The sequence below is a fragment of the Anabaena sp. UHCC 0399 genome, from assembly GCF_034931465.1.
Classification (GTDB): domain Bacteria; phylum Cyanobacteriota; class Cyanobacteriia; order Cyanobacteriales; family Nostocaceae; genus Trichormus; species Trichormus minutissimus.
The window spans coordinates 1-17,678 of sequence record NZ_JAYGGZ010000084.1; the positions used below are offsets into that span (position 1 = coordinate 1).

13 protein-coding genes and 1 pseudogene are annotated in these 17,678 nt (G+C 38.8%); 10 read left to right on the plus strand and 4 right to left on the minus strand.

The features are described from left to right. Positions 1-7 precede the first annotated feature (7 nt). Positions 8-2,776, minus strand: a complete 2,769-nt coding sequence (locus VB693_RS27620) for a pentapeptide repeat-containing protein (protein WP_323269046.1) — start codon at positions 2,774-2,776, stop codon at positions 8-10. A 131-nt stretch (positions 2,777-2,907) separates the two neighbouring features. On the opposite strand from VB693_RS27620, the gene VB693_RS27625 reads away from it, so the two are divergent. Beyond that, positions 2,908-4,029: a helix-turn-helix transcriptional regulator gene (locus tag VB693_RS27625; protein WP_323269047.1), complete on the plus strand. Its 1,122-nt coding sequence runs from the start codon at positions 2,908-2,910 to the stop codon at positions 4,027-4,029. Here VB693_RS27625 and VB693_RS27630 read toward each other — a convergent pair. Further along, the gene (locus tag VB693_RS27630) at positions 4,026-5,420 is read right to left on the minus strand and encodes a DUF1822 family protein (protein ID WP_323269048.1); all 1,395 of its coding nucleotides are present in this window, start codon (positions 5,418-5,420) and stop codon (positions 4,026-4,028) included. The two genes, VB693_RS27625 and VB693_RS27630, sit on opposite strands and share 4 nt — an antisense overlap. Before the next feature lie 105 nt (positions 5,421-5,525). Further along, a complete protein-coding gene (locus tag VB693_RS27635; protein ID WP_323269049.1) occupies positions 5,526-6,167 on the minus strand; it encodes a sigma-70 family RNA polymerase sigma factor in 642 nt (213 codons plus the stop codon). A 332-nt stretch (positions 6,168-6,499) separates the two neighbouring features. On the opposite strand from VB693_RS27635, the gene VB693_RS27640 reads away from it, so the two are divergent. The 9 genes from VB693_RS27640 (at position 6,500) to VB693_RS27680 (ending at position 17,146) form a co-directional block, all read left to right on the plus strand. Then, the gene (locus VB693_RS27640) at positions 6,500-6,991 is read left to right on the plus strand and encodes a hypothetical protein (protein WP_323269050.1); all 492 of its coding nucleotides are present in this window, start codon (positions 6,500-6,502) and stop codon (positions 6,989-6,991) included. Between the two features lie 88 nt (positions 6,992-7,079). After that, positions 7,080-9,812: a S8 family serine peptidase gene (locus VB693_RS27645; RefSeq protein ID WP_323269051.1), complete on the plus strand. Its 2,733-nt coding sequence runs from the start codon at positions 7,080-7,082 to the stop codon at positions 9,810-9,812. Between the two features lie 570 nt (positions 9,813-10,382). Continuing rightward, positions 10,383-11,333, plus strand: coding sequence for a hypothetical protein (locus VB693_RS27650; protein WP_323269052.1), 951 nt, complete (start codon positions 10,383-10,385; stop codon positions 11,331-11,333). An 84-nt stretch (positions 11,334-11,417) separates the two neighbouring features. Continuing rightward, positions 11,418-11,975 (plus strand): hypothetical protein, encoded by a 558-nt coding sequence (locus tag VB693_RS27655; protein ID WP_323269053.1) that lies wholly within the window; start codon positions 11,418-11,420, stop codon positions 11,973-11,975. A gap of 144 nt (positions 11,976-12,119) precedes the next feature. Next, complete coding sequence (locus VB693_RS27660) at positions 12,120-13,391, plus strand: S41 family peptidase (RefSeq protein ID WP_323269054.1); 1,272 nt, start codon at positions 12,120-12,122, stop codon at positions 13,389-13,391. Between the two features lie 17 nt (positions 13,392-13,408). After that, entirely contained in the window at positions 13,409-13,627 is a 219-nt protein-coding gene (locus tag VB693_RS27665) for a hypothetical protein (RefSeq protein ID WP_323269055.1), read from the plus strand. A 180-nt stretch (positions 13,628-13,807) separates the two neighbouring features. Continuing rightward, a complete protein-coding gene (locus VB693_RS27670) occupies positions 13,808-14,305 on the plus strand; it encodes a YcxB family protein (protein WP_323269056.1) in 498 nt (165 codons plus the stop codon). 267 nt (positions 14,306-14,572) lie between these two features. Beyond that, positions 14,573-16,597, plus strand: coding sequence for a WD40 repeat domain-containing protein (locus VB693_RS27675; protein WP_323269057.1), 2,025 nt, complete (start codon positions 14,573-14,575; stop codon positions 16,595-16,597). Between the two features lie 99 nt (positions 16,598-16,696). Beyond that, the gene (locus tag VB693_RS27680) at positions 16,697-17,146 is read left to right on the plus strand and encodes an NADAR family protein (RefSeq protein ID WP_323269058.1); all 450 of its coding nucleotides are present in this window, start codon (positions 16,697-16,699) and stop codon (positions 17,144-17,146) included. 69 nt (positions 17,147-17,215) lie between these two features. On the opposite strand, the pseudogene VB693_RS27685 reads toward VB693_RS27680, so the two are convergent. Next, positions 17,216-17,555: pseudogene (locus tag VB693_RS27685) on the minus strand (IS701 family transposase); the annotation flags it as partial. Positions 17,556-17,678 lie beyond the last annotated feature (123 nt).

Consider the following 17,678-nt stretch of genomic DNA (forward strand, 5'->3'; position numbering starts at 1 on the left):
CTAACTATTACCATGTAAAAGGGATTTCTGCTGGATTTTGGCAGATTACAGGCAGCCAACTTGCACAAGGAAACTCATCCTCCAAACCTTGTAGTTTCAAACGTGCCTCACGTACTGATTGATATAAAGGTTTACCACTAGAAAATTCTGCGAGAAAATTCTTCAAAAACTCCTGTGCTACTTTGTCAGGTACTGGTTCACGCATGACAATCATTTGGGGAATATGTAAATCCGCTAAATTAGTTGCTAATCCCAAACCATCGCAGGAGTTAAAAATTGCTAAGTGTAAACCTCGTTCAATAGCTTTCGTTAAAGCATTTTTTAACTCGGCAATAGTTAAACTATCAGAGTCATTGATGTGAAAATGACCAATTTCTCGTTCAGATTGAGTAAAGCTGTGACCAGCAAAAAATAAAATATCCCAAGGTTGCATCCAAAGTTCATCATTGAGCATCTGGCGTTGTGGTTCTACTAAAAACTTGATTTCTGCATGAGGTAATTGTTCAAGTAAAACTCTGTCTTGTTGAATATTAATACCAGTGCTATCTCCCAATATCGCTAATATTTTGACATAGGATTTTAAGGATATGAACTTTTCTTTTTTCTCATAAATAGTTGAAGAAAGAGCCATTTCAGCATGAGGATAGCGTTCAAAAAAATTCCAAAGCTGCAAGGGCATCCGCCGTAATTGGCTATCTTCTGTTTGCAGAAGTATCCGAATAGATTCTGAAGGATCTAGTTTTTCTAGGAGTTGCTCTTTAATAGGGCGAAATAATTCCGAGTTTAACCATAAATTTACTTGTTTTGTGAAAGCATCTGCCAATTTATCGCATTCTTTAAATAATTCTCGCCGACTAATATTGGTAACTTGTGTTTCTGGAAACTTGATTCGCAAACTTCCTTGTAAGCTGTGGCAATATGCAGCTTGCCATTTATGGTATGCTAAAACTAATTCGGAGGCTGAAGGTAATTGTCCATGAGATTCAAAATATGGGCGATCGCCTTCTCTACTGATTTGTAGTGTAACTGGAAATCCTGTACTTAAATCCCCTTGACCTAATTTTAAAATTACTAGCTTTCCCTGGGTGAATTTCTTGGCAGTGGGAGCTATCATTTGGATTAATTCTTTTAAATCCACTTGATGTTGGCGATAAAGACTAATTTGTTCATCTTTACTTTTTAATTCGGCTTGATATCTTGCTTCTATCTGCTGGAGAGCCAATTCATAATTGTGAGTAACTGAGGCGTGGATTTCCGCCTTATTTGTCGATTCTGGTACATCTACACGCACAATTACCACACCGTCACCCTGATTTTCAATACTTTTAATAGCTAAAGAAATACCTTCATTTTCTATTTTTACTTTTGATAAAGCCACAGATAAAGCTTCTAAATCTAAACCATTACGAAAAATTAAATCAACAGTATTTATAACTACTCGAAAGAGCTTAGTAAATTCTCCAGCAGCAAATTTTCCACTACTGGGACGACGTTCTTGTTGGTTATTTAAAAGATAAACGTATTGACAAATTACTCCATCAAGTTGAGTTGCACTGTTAATATTCCAGGCTTCTAAACAAGCTGCTGTTAAAGTTGCTTGGTGAAAATTCGTAGCTAATGCTTGAGTTTTCGTCAGATTTGCACCTTCTAAATTTGCAAACTCTAAAGTAGAGTTACTCATATCTACTTCGCTTAAATCAGCATAACTCAGGTCAGCATAATCTAGATTGATACCTTTAAGATTACAACCGATATAAGATTTATTAGTACCTCTTTTAGTAACAACTAAATCTTGAACTATCGGATTGACTAAAATAGTGTTATCTACTCTTGCTAAAGAAAGATAATTCGCTAAATGAAAATTAGTACGAATGAGTTTGGCGTTGCTAAAGTTAACATTTTTTAGCTTGGCGGAAGTAAAATCAGCACCAGTTAAGTCTGCTTGTTGAAAGCTTGTTCCGCCGATGCTAGAGACAGCAATAGCTAGTTGTCTTATCCAGACAAACTTTTCATCACCAGCACGGACTCGCCAACTGATATAACTTACAAATAATATGACAGCAACACTACCAACTGTAGCTGCGATCGCTGCTTCTTCAACTGCTTGCACTTTTAAGTGTGGCAGCCTGTTAGTCCCTGACAATACTTTAGCAACTTCAACACCAATTATTGTACCAGTTATACTGCCAATAATACTATTTATAAATATGAGAAATAGAGCCACAATAGCTATACTCATCCCTGCAATTTGTTCGGCTACTGTCACTAGAAATACCATAATTACTAACATGACATAAATAATTAACGTAGTGACAGTAACACTGACTATTCCAGATGGAATACCCACCATTTCACCAGTCATGATTCCCAGCACAAAACCACAGATTATAGCAACGCAAGAAACGGCAAAGAACGCAGTTGATAAACCTTTATAAATAGTAGTAATGGCAAAAACCAGAAAAATACTCAAAACTAGAATAGTAGCAAAATAATCACCTGGACTAATTGAATAAGGAAAAAGCAAATATCCAGTAAACACTGGTGCAAAGCCTGAAATTAATCCTAAGATTATAGTTATTATAAATGTTACTATCACTAACCCTAAAAGCCGCTTTATAGGTAATCCAGCCTTGGCATTTTGAAAATTCGCATTTTTCAGAAGAGCATTAGTAAAATTTGCCCCGCGAATATCAGAGTTCCTAAAGTCTGCGCCTGTAAGATTCTTACCCCTAAAGTTATAACCTTGAAGATTTTTACCAGAAAAGTTGGGAAACATTTGTGAGTAGGATCATGTTTAAAAAGAATACTAAATAGTAGAATGACAAAATATTTTTACGAAAACAATACGGCGATCGCCGTAGTGAATTGTAAAACAGTTAAGTTTTACTTATAAAAACTGTGGAAATTTTGTCAGACAATGATTGGCAGCAAATTCTCTTGTTTTTGCGCTCGGTTTATGCTTCTTGCAGTATTGATAAATTACCTATACAAATACTCACAGCTTTACCAAAGTTAGTAGGTGCAGAAACATTCGCAATAACTAGTTTCACCATCCGGGGTACACCATTCTTACCCCGGATGTACACCTTCCCCCATCCTGAAGTTGGTATGGCGGCGGAATCATTCACATCTCAACGTCAAAATTTTTTGACTCATCCAGTTTCACAATATTATTTCCAAACACTGGATAGACAAGCACTGGCAATTTCTGATTTTTTAAGTGAGTCAGAATTTCAACGCAGAGAAGCTTTTTATGCTTTTTTTCAGTCCTTTGGCTTGGAAGATCAAATGGGGATTCACCTTGAGATTCCCTCTATAGCGAATGCTGATCAGTTTCATCAAGGACAAAATCACTCATTTTTATCAATCAACCGCGATCGCCGAAACTTCAATGAGCGCGATCGCTTGATTCTAAATTTAATTCGTCCACACTTAGAGCAAGTATACCAGAACATTGCTACATTGGCTCAAGTACAGGAGCAACTTATCGATACCAATCAGGCTCTCGATCAAGTAGGGTTAATTGCTTTATCTATTGACGGCAAAATAGAATTGATCACCCAAAAGGCTGCAAAATTACTAGATAAATATTGCCCACTATCGAAGCTGTCAACTGCACTACCTGATATCCTGCAACGATGGGTAAATCATCAACTATCTATACTAATACAATCAAACGAAATTTTTGCTCCTTTGCACCCTCTCTATTTGGAACATAATGGTAGTCGATTGACAGTGACACTGAATTATCATGCAGCACTCGAACGAGTTTACCTAATGTTGGCAGAGATTCAGCCTCATAGTTTTTCACTCCCATCTTTAGAAATGCTGGGGTTAACGAAGCGGGAAGCAGAAGTGCTATTTTGGATAGCGCGGGATTGCACGACAAATGAAATTGCAACACAGTTGGCAATCAGTCATCGTACAGTTAAGAAACATTTGGAGAATGTTTATCATAAATTTGGCGTTCAAACTCGCCTTGGTGCAGTCATGTACGCATTCCAGAAATTAGGCATTGTCAATTTTTAAATCACAAAATTTTCACTAAAATTAGTATTTCCTAAGCCAATTTGTACACTAAATTTTTCTCCTATTTCACCACTAAATTTTAGCTGAATACAAATATCTGCTCGTCTTGCTATGACTTCCCGCCATATGTTGCCAGAATTATCTTGTAATCTTAGTTTTAAATCTGGTGGTAAATAATCATTATTTCCAGTGGAGTAAACTTGCAACAGCACGCTAACATCACCATCAATTTTCTGTAAAAAACCCACAGCCAACGCTACAGCTTCTCCTGCAATTTCCATACCTAAATCAATCAATTTCATTCTCTTGACACCAGCAGCAGGGTTTTCTGGATCAATTTTTCGCAAACTTTCTACCGCTATCCACAGCAGTTCATCATCTGAAGTGCTTCGCAACAGATTTACCAAAGCTTGAATTGCTTCAGAATTACCAACAGCAATTTCCCCCAATCTTTTCGCAGCATATTGACGTTGTAATTCATCAGTTGTAGATGATAATTCCTGAATAGTTGCGGCAATTTCATCAGGCTTGGATGGAACATTGGGAGATGTAAAACTACGTGTGGCGATGGGCTGCGCCCCACCGTAGGTGTTCACTAAATTTGGTAATGTAGACACAGCTTGCCATTCTGCATCAAAAATGCTTTGTGTCCAACGACTGAGAATAGTATAAGTATGATTCCAGGAGGTAGATAGTAAATCAGTAAATATATTGTGGCTAAACTCAAATTCTGCTAATTCTTGTTCTAGTTGTAATTGCTCATTCAAAATTTGACTGGCAAAATTTACACTTTTAATGTATGTATGATAAGCTGCTACTGGTATTGTTAAAACATCACTCCAAGCTTCTTCTCGTTCGTGAAACAGGGATATTTTAGGTGCTTTTAAAGCTTGATTTATGCCTAAATTTAATCCTAATTTTTCAATAGTATTAGTTTCTGGTGGTTGATTGACTAACCCATGAAAATAGTCTCCTATGGTGAGTAAGATGTCATAGATATCACGAGATAACCTCTTACCTACTGACTGCAATAAATTATTAATAAGCATCGGTTGTACGTGCCAGGTTTCAGCCAATAAATCTTGTGTTAAACCAGAAATATCTGCGGGAATAAGTAAATCAACATCGGAAATAAAATTGGTTTCCCCAGATAATACCATTACAGAAACAATCTCTGCGTCTGGTTCAGTCACAATCATCACATAGCGGGATGGAGTTTTTGTTTGTAAAAAGCTTTGAGCCTCGTTTGAGTAGAGCTTATGTTGATTATTCGGCTGAAAATCGCCATAATATCGTATCTGAGGACTTAATTCCCAAATTTCCCCTGGTTGCGGTAATGTTAAAGGTTTTCGCATATTAGCAGATTTGGATTTTTCACATTCTCTAGACATAGCTTGGCATTGCCCAATTATAGAAAGATAGTTAATTGTGTTAACAAGTGAGCAGATTATTCTATGCCAACAAGTAATAAATTTATTAAATAGTTAACAAAAGCCTTACCATGTAGTTTTTGAACGTCTACGAGTATGTTTGAGTTGAGTATTTTGTTGTGTATGTTTAATAGCTTCGGCTTCTAGTAGTCCTAATTCCATAGCGACACGCCCGACTAATTCCTTCCAACGCTTAGAAACTTCCCCTTGACTAATTCCCAATGCAGATGCTTGTTGGGTTTGGTTTTTACCTGCAACCATAAGCTGCCATAATTGGAGATAAGAGCGATCGCTATAACGCGAGTCTAGAGCAACAATAGCTTTTTTTGCCCTGATCATTAAATCTACGCGGGTGACAGCATCCCACAAGTTAGACTCATCAGGAATTGTTTCTACGAAAGATAAATCCGTGCCAACAATAGTTGCATCTAGGCTTTGGTGGTTACGCAAACGTTCTTTTTTGACAAAGTTAATAATTTCATATCGCGCCACCACTGTAGCCCAACGCTGAAACTCCGCAACTCCCCCCTGGTGAAACTTCCCAACTTTCACAGCTTCGTAAACTTTCATCACCGCAGTTTGTGCCGCATCTTCCCACGATACGGAACTGCCTCTAGTATATTTACGAGCAATCTTGCTAATTAGCTCTTGATGCTTGGCATCCATTATTAGAGGTGTAACGGATTCTGATACTGGTTTTGACTGCATAAGTATATTATCTCAACCCCTCAGCCCTGTAATTAAAAAGTATTATTGCATAATACATGAGTAAATCTTGGTATATCTGTGCCAGATTTACCTGGTATTTTTCAGGTTAAAAACACTTGCTATATAGATGTGAGTATTGGATTTTATGCACTCACTGGGCAATGAATGGGTATAAAAGTTTTATTAGTCAGGCTTTGATGTCTTTTTTCATGCCAGATAAAAATTTTTGAGCAAGTTCCGGAATATTTTGCTTGTCTCATCTGTTGTTGAAACTGAGAGCGAAAAGAAGTAGCTCTAATAACTTCAAAATCATCAAACGTGAGGAAAAAGCAATGCCTAATGATTGGTATGGAACTTCCGGCTCTGACTATAAAGTTGGTAGAGACCCAGAAAACTTCGGTTTTATTAGCATTAATGATGGCAGAGATATTTTCTATGGTTACGGAGGGAATGATACCCTGTTTGGACGTAATGGTGATGACTCCCTTTATGGAGGCGACGGTGATGATTCTCTTACTGATTTTAGCTTCACAGAAGGAGATAAGATTCGCCTAGCCAGAAGCACCTTTACTGCCTTAAGAAGTGTTGCGGGTACAGGTTTTAGCCTAGTGAGCGAATTTGCGCGTGTCAACAGCGATGCTGCTGCTGAACTGAGCAGTGCCTTTATTGTTTACAATACTACTAACGGTAAACTTTTTTACAACCCCAACGGCAGTGCCTCTGGCTTTGCGTCAACGCTTGATGCAGGTGGACATTTCGCAACCCTGACAGGCAACCCTTCTCTGATTGCTTGTGATTTCTCCCTCTACGCATTGGAGAATTGATACTATGTTCTACAGATTTATTAAATCAAAATGGCCATTTATTAGCAAGGCCGCTTGGAGAAGTTTAACGTTAATAGCTTGCATAGTATTGACAGCTATTTTAAGTCTCTCTCAAGGAATCTATTCAGCCGCATTTACTCAAACATTCCATCAAGACAGCATCAGTCAATTACTGAATGAAGAGAACTTTTTCTTGGCTAACGGTCAACAAATCCCTGTGGAGATTTCGTCAAATCAAATAGGCATTTTACTGAAGGATGGAGTCAATCCAAAACAAATCGAACCACTGAGTAATTCTTTGGGTTTAAAGCGTTTGAAGGATTATCCTGGCGGAATTATGATCTTTGATATCGGTAAGACATTGGATCGAGCCTCTTTGGTAAAGTTGGCACGGCAGGTAAAAAAAAGCGGAGATCAACTGATCGCTCAGGCTGGTTTAGTGACTACTCCCAAAGGTGCTGAAACCCCTTTGATTGTGACTGATGAATTTATTGTTCAGTTTAAAGCTGATATCACAAAGGAGAAAATTGCAGAATTCAATAGGGGAAATTTTGTTGAAGTTTCGATGGAAAATCCCTTTGCCAAGAACCAGTTCTTATTGAAGATTACAGACATATCCTCAATGAATGCACTGGGCATTTCTAATGCTTACGCGCAGAGTAAACTAGTTCAGTTTGCTCATCCTAATTTCGTGAGAGTAATTGATTATCGAGAAAGTATTCCTAGCGATCGCCTCTTCAATAACCAATGGCATCATCGTAATACTGGATTAAGTAGCGGGACTCCAGATGCCGATGTGGACACTTCCCAAGCTTGGGACATCACTACCGGATCAGCAAATACCGTTATTGCCGTCATTGATGATGGATTTGATTTAGGACACCCTGACTTAGCTCCTAACTTTTGGGTAAATAGAGGGGAAATTGCAGGCAATCTTAGGGATGACGATGGAAATGGATTTGTTGATGATATCAATGGTTGGGACTTTGTAGGTTGTGATTCAACTGCACGTCCCGGTTGTGGTGATAGAGACCCTAGTCCGGGTACAAGAGGCGGGAGACCAGACAACCACGGAACTTCTGTGGCGGGAACTGCTGCTGCCAGGGGTAACAATGGAGTCGGTGTCAGTGGTAGTTGTCAAAACTGCACTCTCATGTTAATTCGCCAAGGTAATACGGATTTTGCCGATGGTCTTGCTTTTGGGTATGCTCAACAAGCCGGCGCACAAATTATCACAAACAGTTGGGGATACCCTATTGGTACACCTATTCCAGACAATGTTGTGACTGCTATTAACAATGCGGCAACAGCAGGTAGAGGCGGGTTAGGAAGTGTTGTATTGTTTGCAATGAATAATCTCAATCGAGATGACTGTGTAGGGGCAACTCCAGATATCTCCTCATTAACAAATGTGATTGCCGTTAGTGCCTCTAGTAATCAAGATCAGAAAGTGACCGAAAGTGCATTTGGAACCTGCATGGATGTGGTGGCTCCAACGCATCGGGGATATGGTATTTTTAGTGTTCCTTATACAGGGACTTTGAATGCTGTTACTACAGACAGAGTAGGTAACACGGGCTACAATAATACAAATCCTCCTCGTCCTCCCGGCTGGGCTTCTGATTTCTGCCCTGTCGAATCTGCCGATAGAGATTACACCTTTTGCTTTGGTGGAACATCTTTTGCTACCCCCTTAACGGGAGGAATTATCGGTCTTACTCTATCGGTCAACCCTGACTTCAATAGGCTGCAAACTCAGCAGTTGTTACAAGACACTGCTGACAAGATTCAAGATTCAGTAGCTCGATACGATTTGAGTGGCTTCAGTTCCACTCATGGGAGAGGACGTGTTAATGCCTTTGAAGCAGTACGCATTGCTGCTCCTGTCCCCCAAGGCAAAGGAGGAGTCGATATTTTTGTTCGTGATAATCGTTTGGATTGGGGAAACACAGAACAACCAAGCAATACTTTATTTGAACCGACTCGTGGTTTTATTGGACACTGGCAAAGCGCAGACATCAAAATTGATGCGGGGCCTGATTACCAGACTGCCCCTAGAACATCACGCGATTTTGAAGCTCTAGTAGATGAAAACCCTGTCTCGCGCGAAGTCAATCGGGTATATGTTCGGGTACGCAATCGCGGCCCTGTGACAGCAACATCTGGTACTGTGAAACTTTATTGGATGTCTGCTGGAACTGCACTACCAAGACTACCCTCTGACTTCTGGAGTCCTTCGGGGTCAAGCGATACTAGTCAAATTCACCCACTAGGCAATCAACCAATTAGGAATCTTGCCTATTCTGGTAGCTCTATTGCTGGTACTGCTAGGGATGTAGCTCAAATATTTCAGTTTAATTTCCCTGGGCCTGAATTAGATTTATCTCGACCTCAGCCACGGCATTACTGTTTACTGGCAATCATTGATTCTCCTCAAGATTCTGTTTCCCCTACCTCAAGGGCTAGCTTTGTTGTGGATGACATCACCCCTAATGACAATAATGTCACCCACCGCAATCTTGTTTTAGAAGACCCACGAGAAGGTGGAGCCATTGAGGAGCGTTTCTTTGTGAGAAACCCAACTAAACAAAGCATTCAAGCCACACTTAGACTTGATGCTCCCAAAGGATGGAAAATCGAGTTAGATAAGTTTGGATTTAACCAACCTTTTGACTTGAAACCAAATCAAGAAATCTTAGTGACTATCAAGATAACGCCCCAAAAATCTTCAACTATCCAAGACGTGATCATAACCCAAGAACGGATAGACCAAAAACGACCTATGGGGGGCATAACTTATCGATTTAGAGCATTGGGTTGACAAGGTAATTACGGTAAATTAATTTCGGGCATCAAAGTGTTATTCACAAGAATTTGATGTCCTTTTTTTATGCCCTATAAAAAAACTTGAGTTCGACCAGTGCTGTTTTAACCTCTCCCCCAGCCCCTCTCCTACAAGGCTAAAGTGTACACACATCTTTGTGCTGGGTGCAAAATTTTGTTTGATCCCCCTAAATCCCCCTTTCTAAGGGGGACTTTGATTCTAGTTCTCCCCTTTTTTAAGGGGGGTTAGGGGGGATCAAAACGATGTGGAATAAGGTTATCAGACTTGTGTGTACACCGTAGCCTACAAGGAGAGGGGAGTAAAACCCTTATTTTTTCGTTCCTCCTCCCTCTCCTTACCCAGACGTAACGCGATCGCTTGCTTCTAGTAAGGAGTAAGCCTTAATGGAGAGGTCATCGAACTCACGTTAAAAAAATACTAGTAAATTTTGGAATATTTTGTTTTCCTCATTTGTTAATGAAAGTGAGGAGAAAAAAACTACTTCTCATGATTTCAAAAGTTCCTAAGATTGCAAGCCTTATTATTCTAAATACGGAGATTTTTCTTATGAATATGTTGAAAAAAGCAACCATTGGATTTGCTTTAACCACAATGGTAGTAAGTGCTGTTGTTAGTAATTTGAGTTCTGTTTTTGCCCAGACAAGTTTAGTTCCTCTGAAACTATATTGGAGTCCTCAACGTGGGGACAACTTCACCACTGCAACCACAAAAGGTGAACAAGATGCTCTAGCTGCTGGCTATACTTTTGCAAGGATCGAAGCCTGTGCTTTACCTAAACCTGAAGCAGGTACAGTACCTTTAAAACTATATTGGAGTCCTCAACGTGGGGACAACTTCACCACTGCAACCACAAAAGGTGAACAAGATGCTCTAGCGGCCGGCTATACTTTCGCACGCGTCGAAGGATATGCTTTCACAAAGCAAGTAGCAGGTACAGTACCTTTAAAACTATATTGGAGTCCTCAACGTGGAGACAACTTCACTACTGCAACTACAAAAGGTGAACAAGATGCTCTGGCGGCCGGCTATACTTTTGCACGTGTCGAAGGATACGTCTACCCTAATAGCCGATGTGACGGTTCCGCAACTGCTCAGGCAAAGACAGATGTTGTGGTTCGGATGACTACGGGATCTGACGATCTACGAGGTGATGGTAACCATGCTTTCATTAGCCTCAACTTGACAAATGGAAGCAGCACTCCTGAAGTAAATCTTGGTGGTGGCTTTAATCAAAACAGTGTTGTGGAGCGAAGAGTTACTTTTACTTCCAGCGAACCCATTTCGTTAAATCAAATCAGGAGTGTTACCATTCGTCACGATGGTCGGCCTCGTTCTCGTCATCCTTTTGATAACTATGATGAGTGGGACTTGCAAAGGATTTCCGTATCCTTTGCTGACGGTAGAAATATTTATAACTCCGTCAATGATCCAGCTAAACGTAGTTTTGTGCAACGATTTAATGGACAGACTCGCCAGATAGTGTTGCCCAGGCAATGATTTTTAACCTTTCTGGAAAGTAGCGATCGCCTTGATGTTAGATTTGGGGCGATCGCATTTTTGAAATTTAGCAGAGGTAGTAAAGTGTTGATAAATTCTAATTTAAAAGCAGCTATTACAGTAGCTATTCTGAGTTCTTCAGTTTTGTCGTCTAGCAGTAGTTTGGCTCAAACATCACCAGAAACTGCCACTGCATTAACAAACCCCTCAGTTTCTCGTAGTTGGTCAGCTGCTGGGTCACTAAACTTCTACTATTCATTTACATCTGCTCCAGGGCAACTTCAGGTAACTCTAGATACGATAGGTGATAGTCCAGGTTGTGGAGTTGTGAGGATAACAATATTGGACAGAGAAAGGAGAAATTTTAGAAACGATAGAATAATGTATGGAAATTTATTTAAATTAGCCTGTATAAGCAGAGGAACAACCAGAACAGCGAATATCAGAATCCCTGAACGCCGTCCTTTGTTGATGAGGGTAAATGTCGATGTTTCTAATAATAGTACACCTTACTCTGGAAATTACACAGTTACCTTGGGAGGCACTTTTGAAGGACAGTCGGCACTACAACAAATAGATCCGAGGTTATTAAGAACAAATCCACGATATCCACTGCCTATACCTTCAGTAATACCGCGATGATGCTGCGTTTATTCGCCAAGAATAAAGGAAAATTAGCGGTTTGCATTCTCCAAGAAAATGTGAGGAAAATTTTCTTCACATTTAAAATTTAATTTTAGAAACAAATACAATATTTTCTATTTGATAACAGACAATATTTGAACTATGAAACATAAATTAATAACAATAATTACAGCATTAATAACTACAACAGTCGTAATTACCACCGAGTTGATCACCTTGCCCAAAAGTCTTAGTCAACAGTTGCAAAATTCTCAAGAGCCATTTCAGGAATCACAAAAAGAATTTGTGGATGAGGTTTGGCAAATTGTGTATCGACAATATCTGGATGGTAATTTTAATGGGCATGATTGGCAAGCTGTACGTCAACAATATGTAAATCGCACTTATAAATCTTTGCCAGAGGCACAGACAGCAATTCGCCAGATGCTCCAGAAATTAAACGACCCTTTAACACAATTTATATCCCCTGAAGAATTTAAGAATCTTCAGCGTGATCCAGCAGGAGTTGGAGTAGGCTTAGATGTCAATCAGGACGAAAAAACAAAATCACTTAAGATTATCAGTGTCTTAGAAGAAACTCCTGCTTACAATGCGGGAATTTTAGCTGGTGATATACTCATCAAAATTGATGGTCAAAATATACACGGAATAAATCCTCCGGCGGCGAGGAATCTTTTGCGAGGGGCATCTGGTAAACCTGTAGTTTTAACTGTGCTGCGGGGTAAAAAACAGTTGGAGTTTAAGATAACTAGAGAAGCAGAGCAAGTCAATCCAGTCCGCTATCAAGTCGATACTATTTCTGACAAAAAGATTGGCTACATTCGTCTGACTCGTTTCAGTGCGAACGCTGGTAAAGAAATACAGCAAGCTATTAAAGATTTAGAAAAACAACGGGTTAATGGCTACATATTAGATTTACGCAGCAATTCTGGGGGTTTGCTATTCTCTACTGTAGAAATTGCGCGGATGTGGATCAACAAGGGTAAGATCGTTTCAATAATTCAGCGTAATCAAATAGAGCGTGAACAAGCAAATGGACGCGCTTTAACAAATAAGCCATTGGTAGTTATCGTTAATCAAGGAACGGCTAGTGGTGCAGAAATTCTGGTTGGAGCATTAAAAGATCACAACAGAGGTATTGTAGTCGGTTCTAAAACTCTAGGTCTAAATACAATTCAATCAATAAGACCACTTGCAAATGGTTCAGCTTTAGCGGTAACTATAGCAAAATGGCTTACCCCTAAAGGACGAGATATTAGTAAAACAGGAATATTGCCAGATGTGGTTGTGAACGTGACACCAGATCAACAATTAGTAATGGTGCAAAAACGTTCATTTGGAACAATAGCAGATCCTTTGTACTCGAAGTCACAAGAAAAACTCAACCAGTTAATCAACAATAACTCTCAGTGAATTTGCCATCGAAATACATGAATTATGAGTTACAGCTAGAGACTAACAACAATGCCATTTTATCTAGTTTTTGGCATGGTTATCAGATACAAAAGACTGTTGATCCTACATATTGGCAATTACGCCCTTTATTTCAGTTATATTATTTATTGAGTTGGGTAAGTAATAAGTCATTAGAACAGCAGCAGATTATTAAAGAATTAAAACAACAAATTCTATTACGTTGCCAAGTATAAACATCCTTTTTATCCCAATTAAAAACTAATGAGTTGAAAACCCAAAATCACAACTATAAAAACACAATTTATCTGTGCAACAGCATCAATTACTCAGCTAATGTTTAAATTTAGACATATTAGCTATTATCGGCAAATTGAAAGTTTTGCAATAAATCATAATATTAAGGTGAGCAAGTAATGAGTATTCACTTTAGTGGTACATGGACTGAGCAGCAATATAACCACTTTCAGAAACTTTGTATGCCGACATTTTTAAAATGGCTATTTAAATGGTTTCCCTGGTTTGGGCTTGGTTATATCCTAGTAAAATTATTATTTTATCCTGGTTATTTAGCAAGTTCTTCGCTAGTTTTCGATGTCTTGATTATTTTATATTTTTTGGTATTTCTCCCCAAGCTGAGAGAACGTCAAATTAAACGAGCATGGCAAAGCAACAAGCTGATACAAGGAGAAATATCTGGGTTAGTAGATCAAGCAGGTGTTATTTGGCGTAATGCTTACGGCGAAATGAGATATCCTTGGGATCTCCTACTGAAGTATAAGCAGGAAACAGATATTGTTCTGCTATATACAGCCATCAACCAAGCACTTATACTGCCACGTAATTTTTTTCAATCGGAAGAAGATTGGCAAGAATTCAGACAATTAGTTGTAGAAAAATTACGAAACAAATAACATAATTATTGCATATTTTATCTTAATTAAACCTAGATATAAATAATCCAGGACTTACGCAAGTGTCACAATTAGTGGTTGGTGCGTGACGCTATAAGTTTCATGACTACGTTCAAATATTCTGGCTGCGTCACGCAACGGCAATAAAGCGGGAGGAAAATCCACACCGCTTTTTGCCTCCCCTACAGAAAAAATATGCCAGTTGCGTAAGTCCTATAATTATCCTAAAAATTGCTAGCAAAGCTAATAAAATCAACTTTAAATAAAATGCGTAAAAATAAATCAACTAGACAACATAATAGCAAATCTAAAATTGCTTATAGTATCGCCGGAACTGTAATATTTTCTCTAGCTCAATTTGTTTTACCTGTGGCTGCACAAATAACCAACTCAAATGAGATGGACAAAGCACAAACAGAAATCTCTGCTAGTAAATGTCAATTTACGGGACATTTTAGCTCTATTAACTCTATAGAGATTAGCCCAGATGGGAAAACATTTATCAGTGCTAGTGGCGACAATAATATCAAAGTTTGGGATATTTTCACAGGTAAGCTAATCCGCACATTTAAAAATGCAGGATATAGGGTTGTAATGAGTCACGATGGACAAACCCTGATCAGTGCTAGTCAAGATGAAAATATCAAATTGTGGGATGTCTCAACTGGGAAATTAATTCGTACATTAGAAGGACATTCCGACTTAATTCAGTCCCTATATATCAGTAAAGATGGCAAAATTTTGATTAGCGGTAGTTGGGATAAAACAATTAAATTATGGGATATCTCTACAGGAAAATTAATCCGTAGATTCAGAGGTCATTCTGAATGGGTTAATTCTGCAATTATTACTCCAGATGGTGCTACTGTCATTAGCGGTAGCTCTGACAAAACTATTGAATTATGGGATATTAAAACTGCTAAAGAAATTCGCACACTCAAGGGACATTCCTATGGAGTTTCTCCTCTAGCCATTAGTGCGGATGGAAAAATGCTTTTTAGTGGTAGTTACGACAGCACTATTAAAGTGTGGGATATGGAAACCGGAAAGGAAATTCGTACACTTCAAGGACATTCCGGAATGATCGAATCATTAGCTATGAGTTCAGATGGAACTACTTTAGTTAGTAGTGCTTGGGATAACAGCATCAAACTGTGGGATATTAAAACGGGAAAGTTACTCCGTACATTAGGCAACCCTATCAAAGAATTAGAATTATCAGATTCATCCCCTAAAAATCCTCCGAGTGGCACATTTTCCATTGTTTATAAGGGTTCACCTACTAAAGTAGCTATTAGCCCAGATGGAAATACTATAGTTACTGCTAATAGCAACATTCAACTGTGGGATATTGAAACGGGACAGCAAACTCACACCATCGAAGGAAATTTCGATTGGTTTCAATATGTTGCCATCAGCCCAGATAATAAAAGTCTGGTTAGTCTCAACTCTGACAACACCATCAATTTATGGGATTTTCTTACTAATAAGAAAATTTGGAGTATCAAAGAGAGTTGGGTTCGTTCCGTTGCTATTAGCCCGGATGGGAATACCCTAGTTACTGGTAGTTGGGGTGATAAAACAATTAAATTATGGAATCTCCAAACGGGAAAGTTAACTCGTGCATTTGAGGATACTGGGGTTAACAATGTAGTAATTAGCTCGGATGGTACTATCCTCATTAGCTCTCATAACGAGATAATTAAATTACGAGACATTCTTACAGGTAAAGTGCTTCAGACATTGCAAGGTCATTCCTTCCAGGTGAATGCGATCGCTATCAGCAAAAATAACGGTACTCTGGTTAGTAGTAGTGTTGGTGACGAAATCATACTCTGGGATCTTCGCACTGGTAAGTTAATTCGCAATTTGAAGGAAAACACAGTAGAAACTGGTAATCCTGAAAGTGCAATTTCAGTCACTTCTATTACAATCAGTCCCGATAGTAAAACTGTTGTTAGTGGTTATGTAGATGGAACAATAATATTCCAAGATTCTCGCACAGGAGAAAATATTCGCACACTCAAGGCGCATTCCAGTGGAGTTTCTGCTCTAGCTATTAGTCTAGATGGTAATACTCTCTTTAGTGGTAGCTCTGACAATAATATTAAACAGTGGAATATTCGCACTGGGGAACTAATTCGTACTTTGGAAGAGCATCAACATAACATTTCTTCGCTTACTATCAGTGACGATAGTAAAACTTTAGTCAGCAGTAGCTACGATAATACCATGAAAATATGGAACATGACTAATGGCCAATTATTAAGTACATTTTGTAACTCAAAGTGAGCTTACATACTTCATATTATTTTCATGAGTCTTATATTCTGGTATTGATCTGAGACACGCGGCTCAATATGTTCTAATGCCAACCAGGAGATTTATCTAATGTGCATTACTAGGTTTAGTGGAAATTACGCCTTCCTCAGTAATTTTTGGCATTGTAAAATTATATTTGAAGGCATTGAATTTCCAAGCGTTGAACACGCTTTTCAAGCAGCCAAAACAACTCATCCTAATGAACGTGAAATGCTACGTTTGGCTGCAACACCAGTCAAAGCCAAGCGTATTGGGCGTAAGGTAACACTCCGGCATGATTGGGAGAAAGTGAAGATTGAAATTATGCACGGTTTTTTGGTGCAGAAGTTTACCCAAGATGAAACACTGCGAGAGATGCTTTTAGCTACTGACGATTTGGAAATAATTGAAGGTAACAATTGGGGAGACAAATTTTGGGGCGCGGTGCTAGAAAATGGCAAATGGGTCGGTCGCAATGAACTAGGTAAGCTTTTAATGAAAGTGCGTTCTGCACTTCAGGCAAAAGTTTTAGAGGAGTAATTTTTGTGTAGAGAATTTGGTTATTTATTCGTAGAATAATTACAGGGATATTTGCTTATAAAAACTTTCTTAACGGGACTTAGACAAAAACCAAGCCCAAATGTAACCCAAACTAGCTTTGTAAGCAGCAAACACGTCACGATTTAAGTTCAACCAATCAATAAATCGAAAAGACATGGCTGTTCTGAACGCTTCTAAAGCTTCAGTAAAAGTGTTTAAAGGTTTGTTTGCCCACCGTCGTCTTAATCCTCCAGTTAACTGATGCCAAAGAATAAAAGTATAGACACAGAAAACTAAAATAAAATGGCGCAGTAAACTCCCTTTTATCGCGAACTTGATATTCTTTAAGTCCTAACCATCCTTTAGCTTAAGAGTAAAAAACTTCTACCCAATTCCTTTGAGAATATGTATGATGTACGCGTTCACGCAGTGTTCCGTAGGAAACGCGGAGCGTGTCGTAGACAGAGGCTGCGCTAACGGAACGCTACGCGATCAACTAAACCTGCATATGCAGGTTTAGTTAAGATTAAGG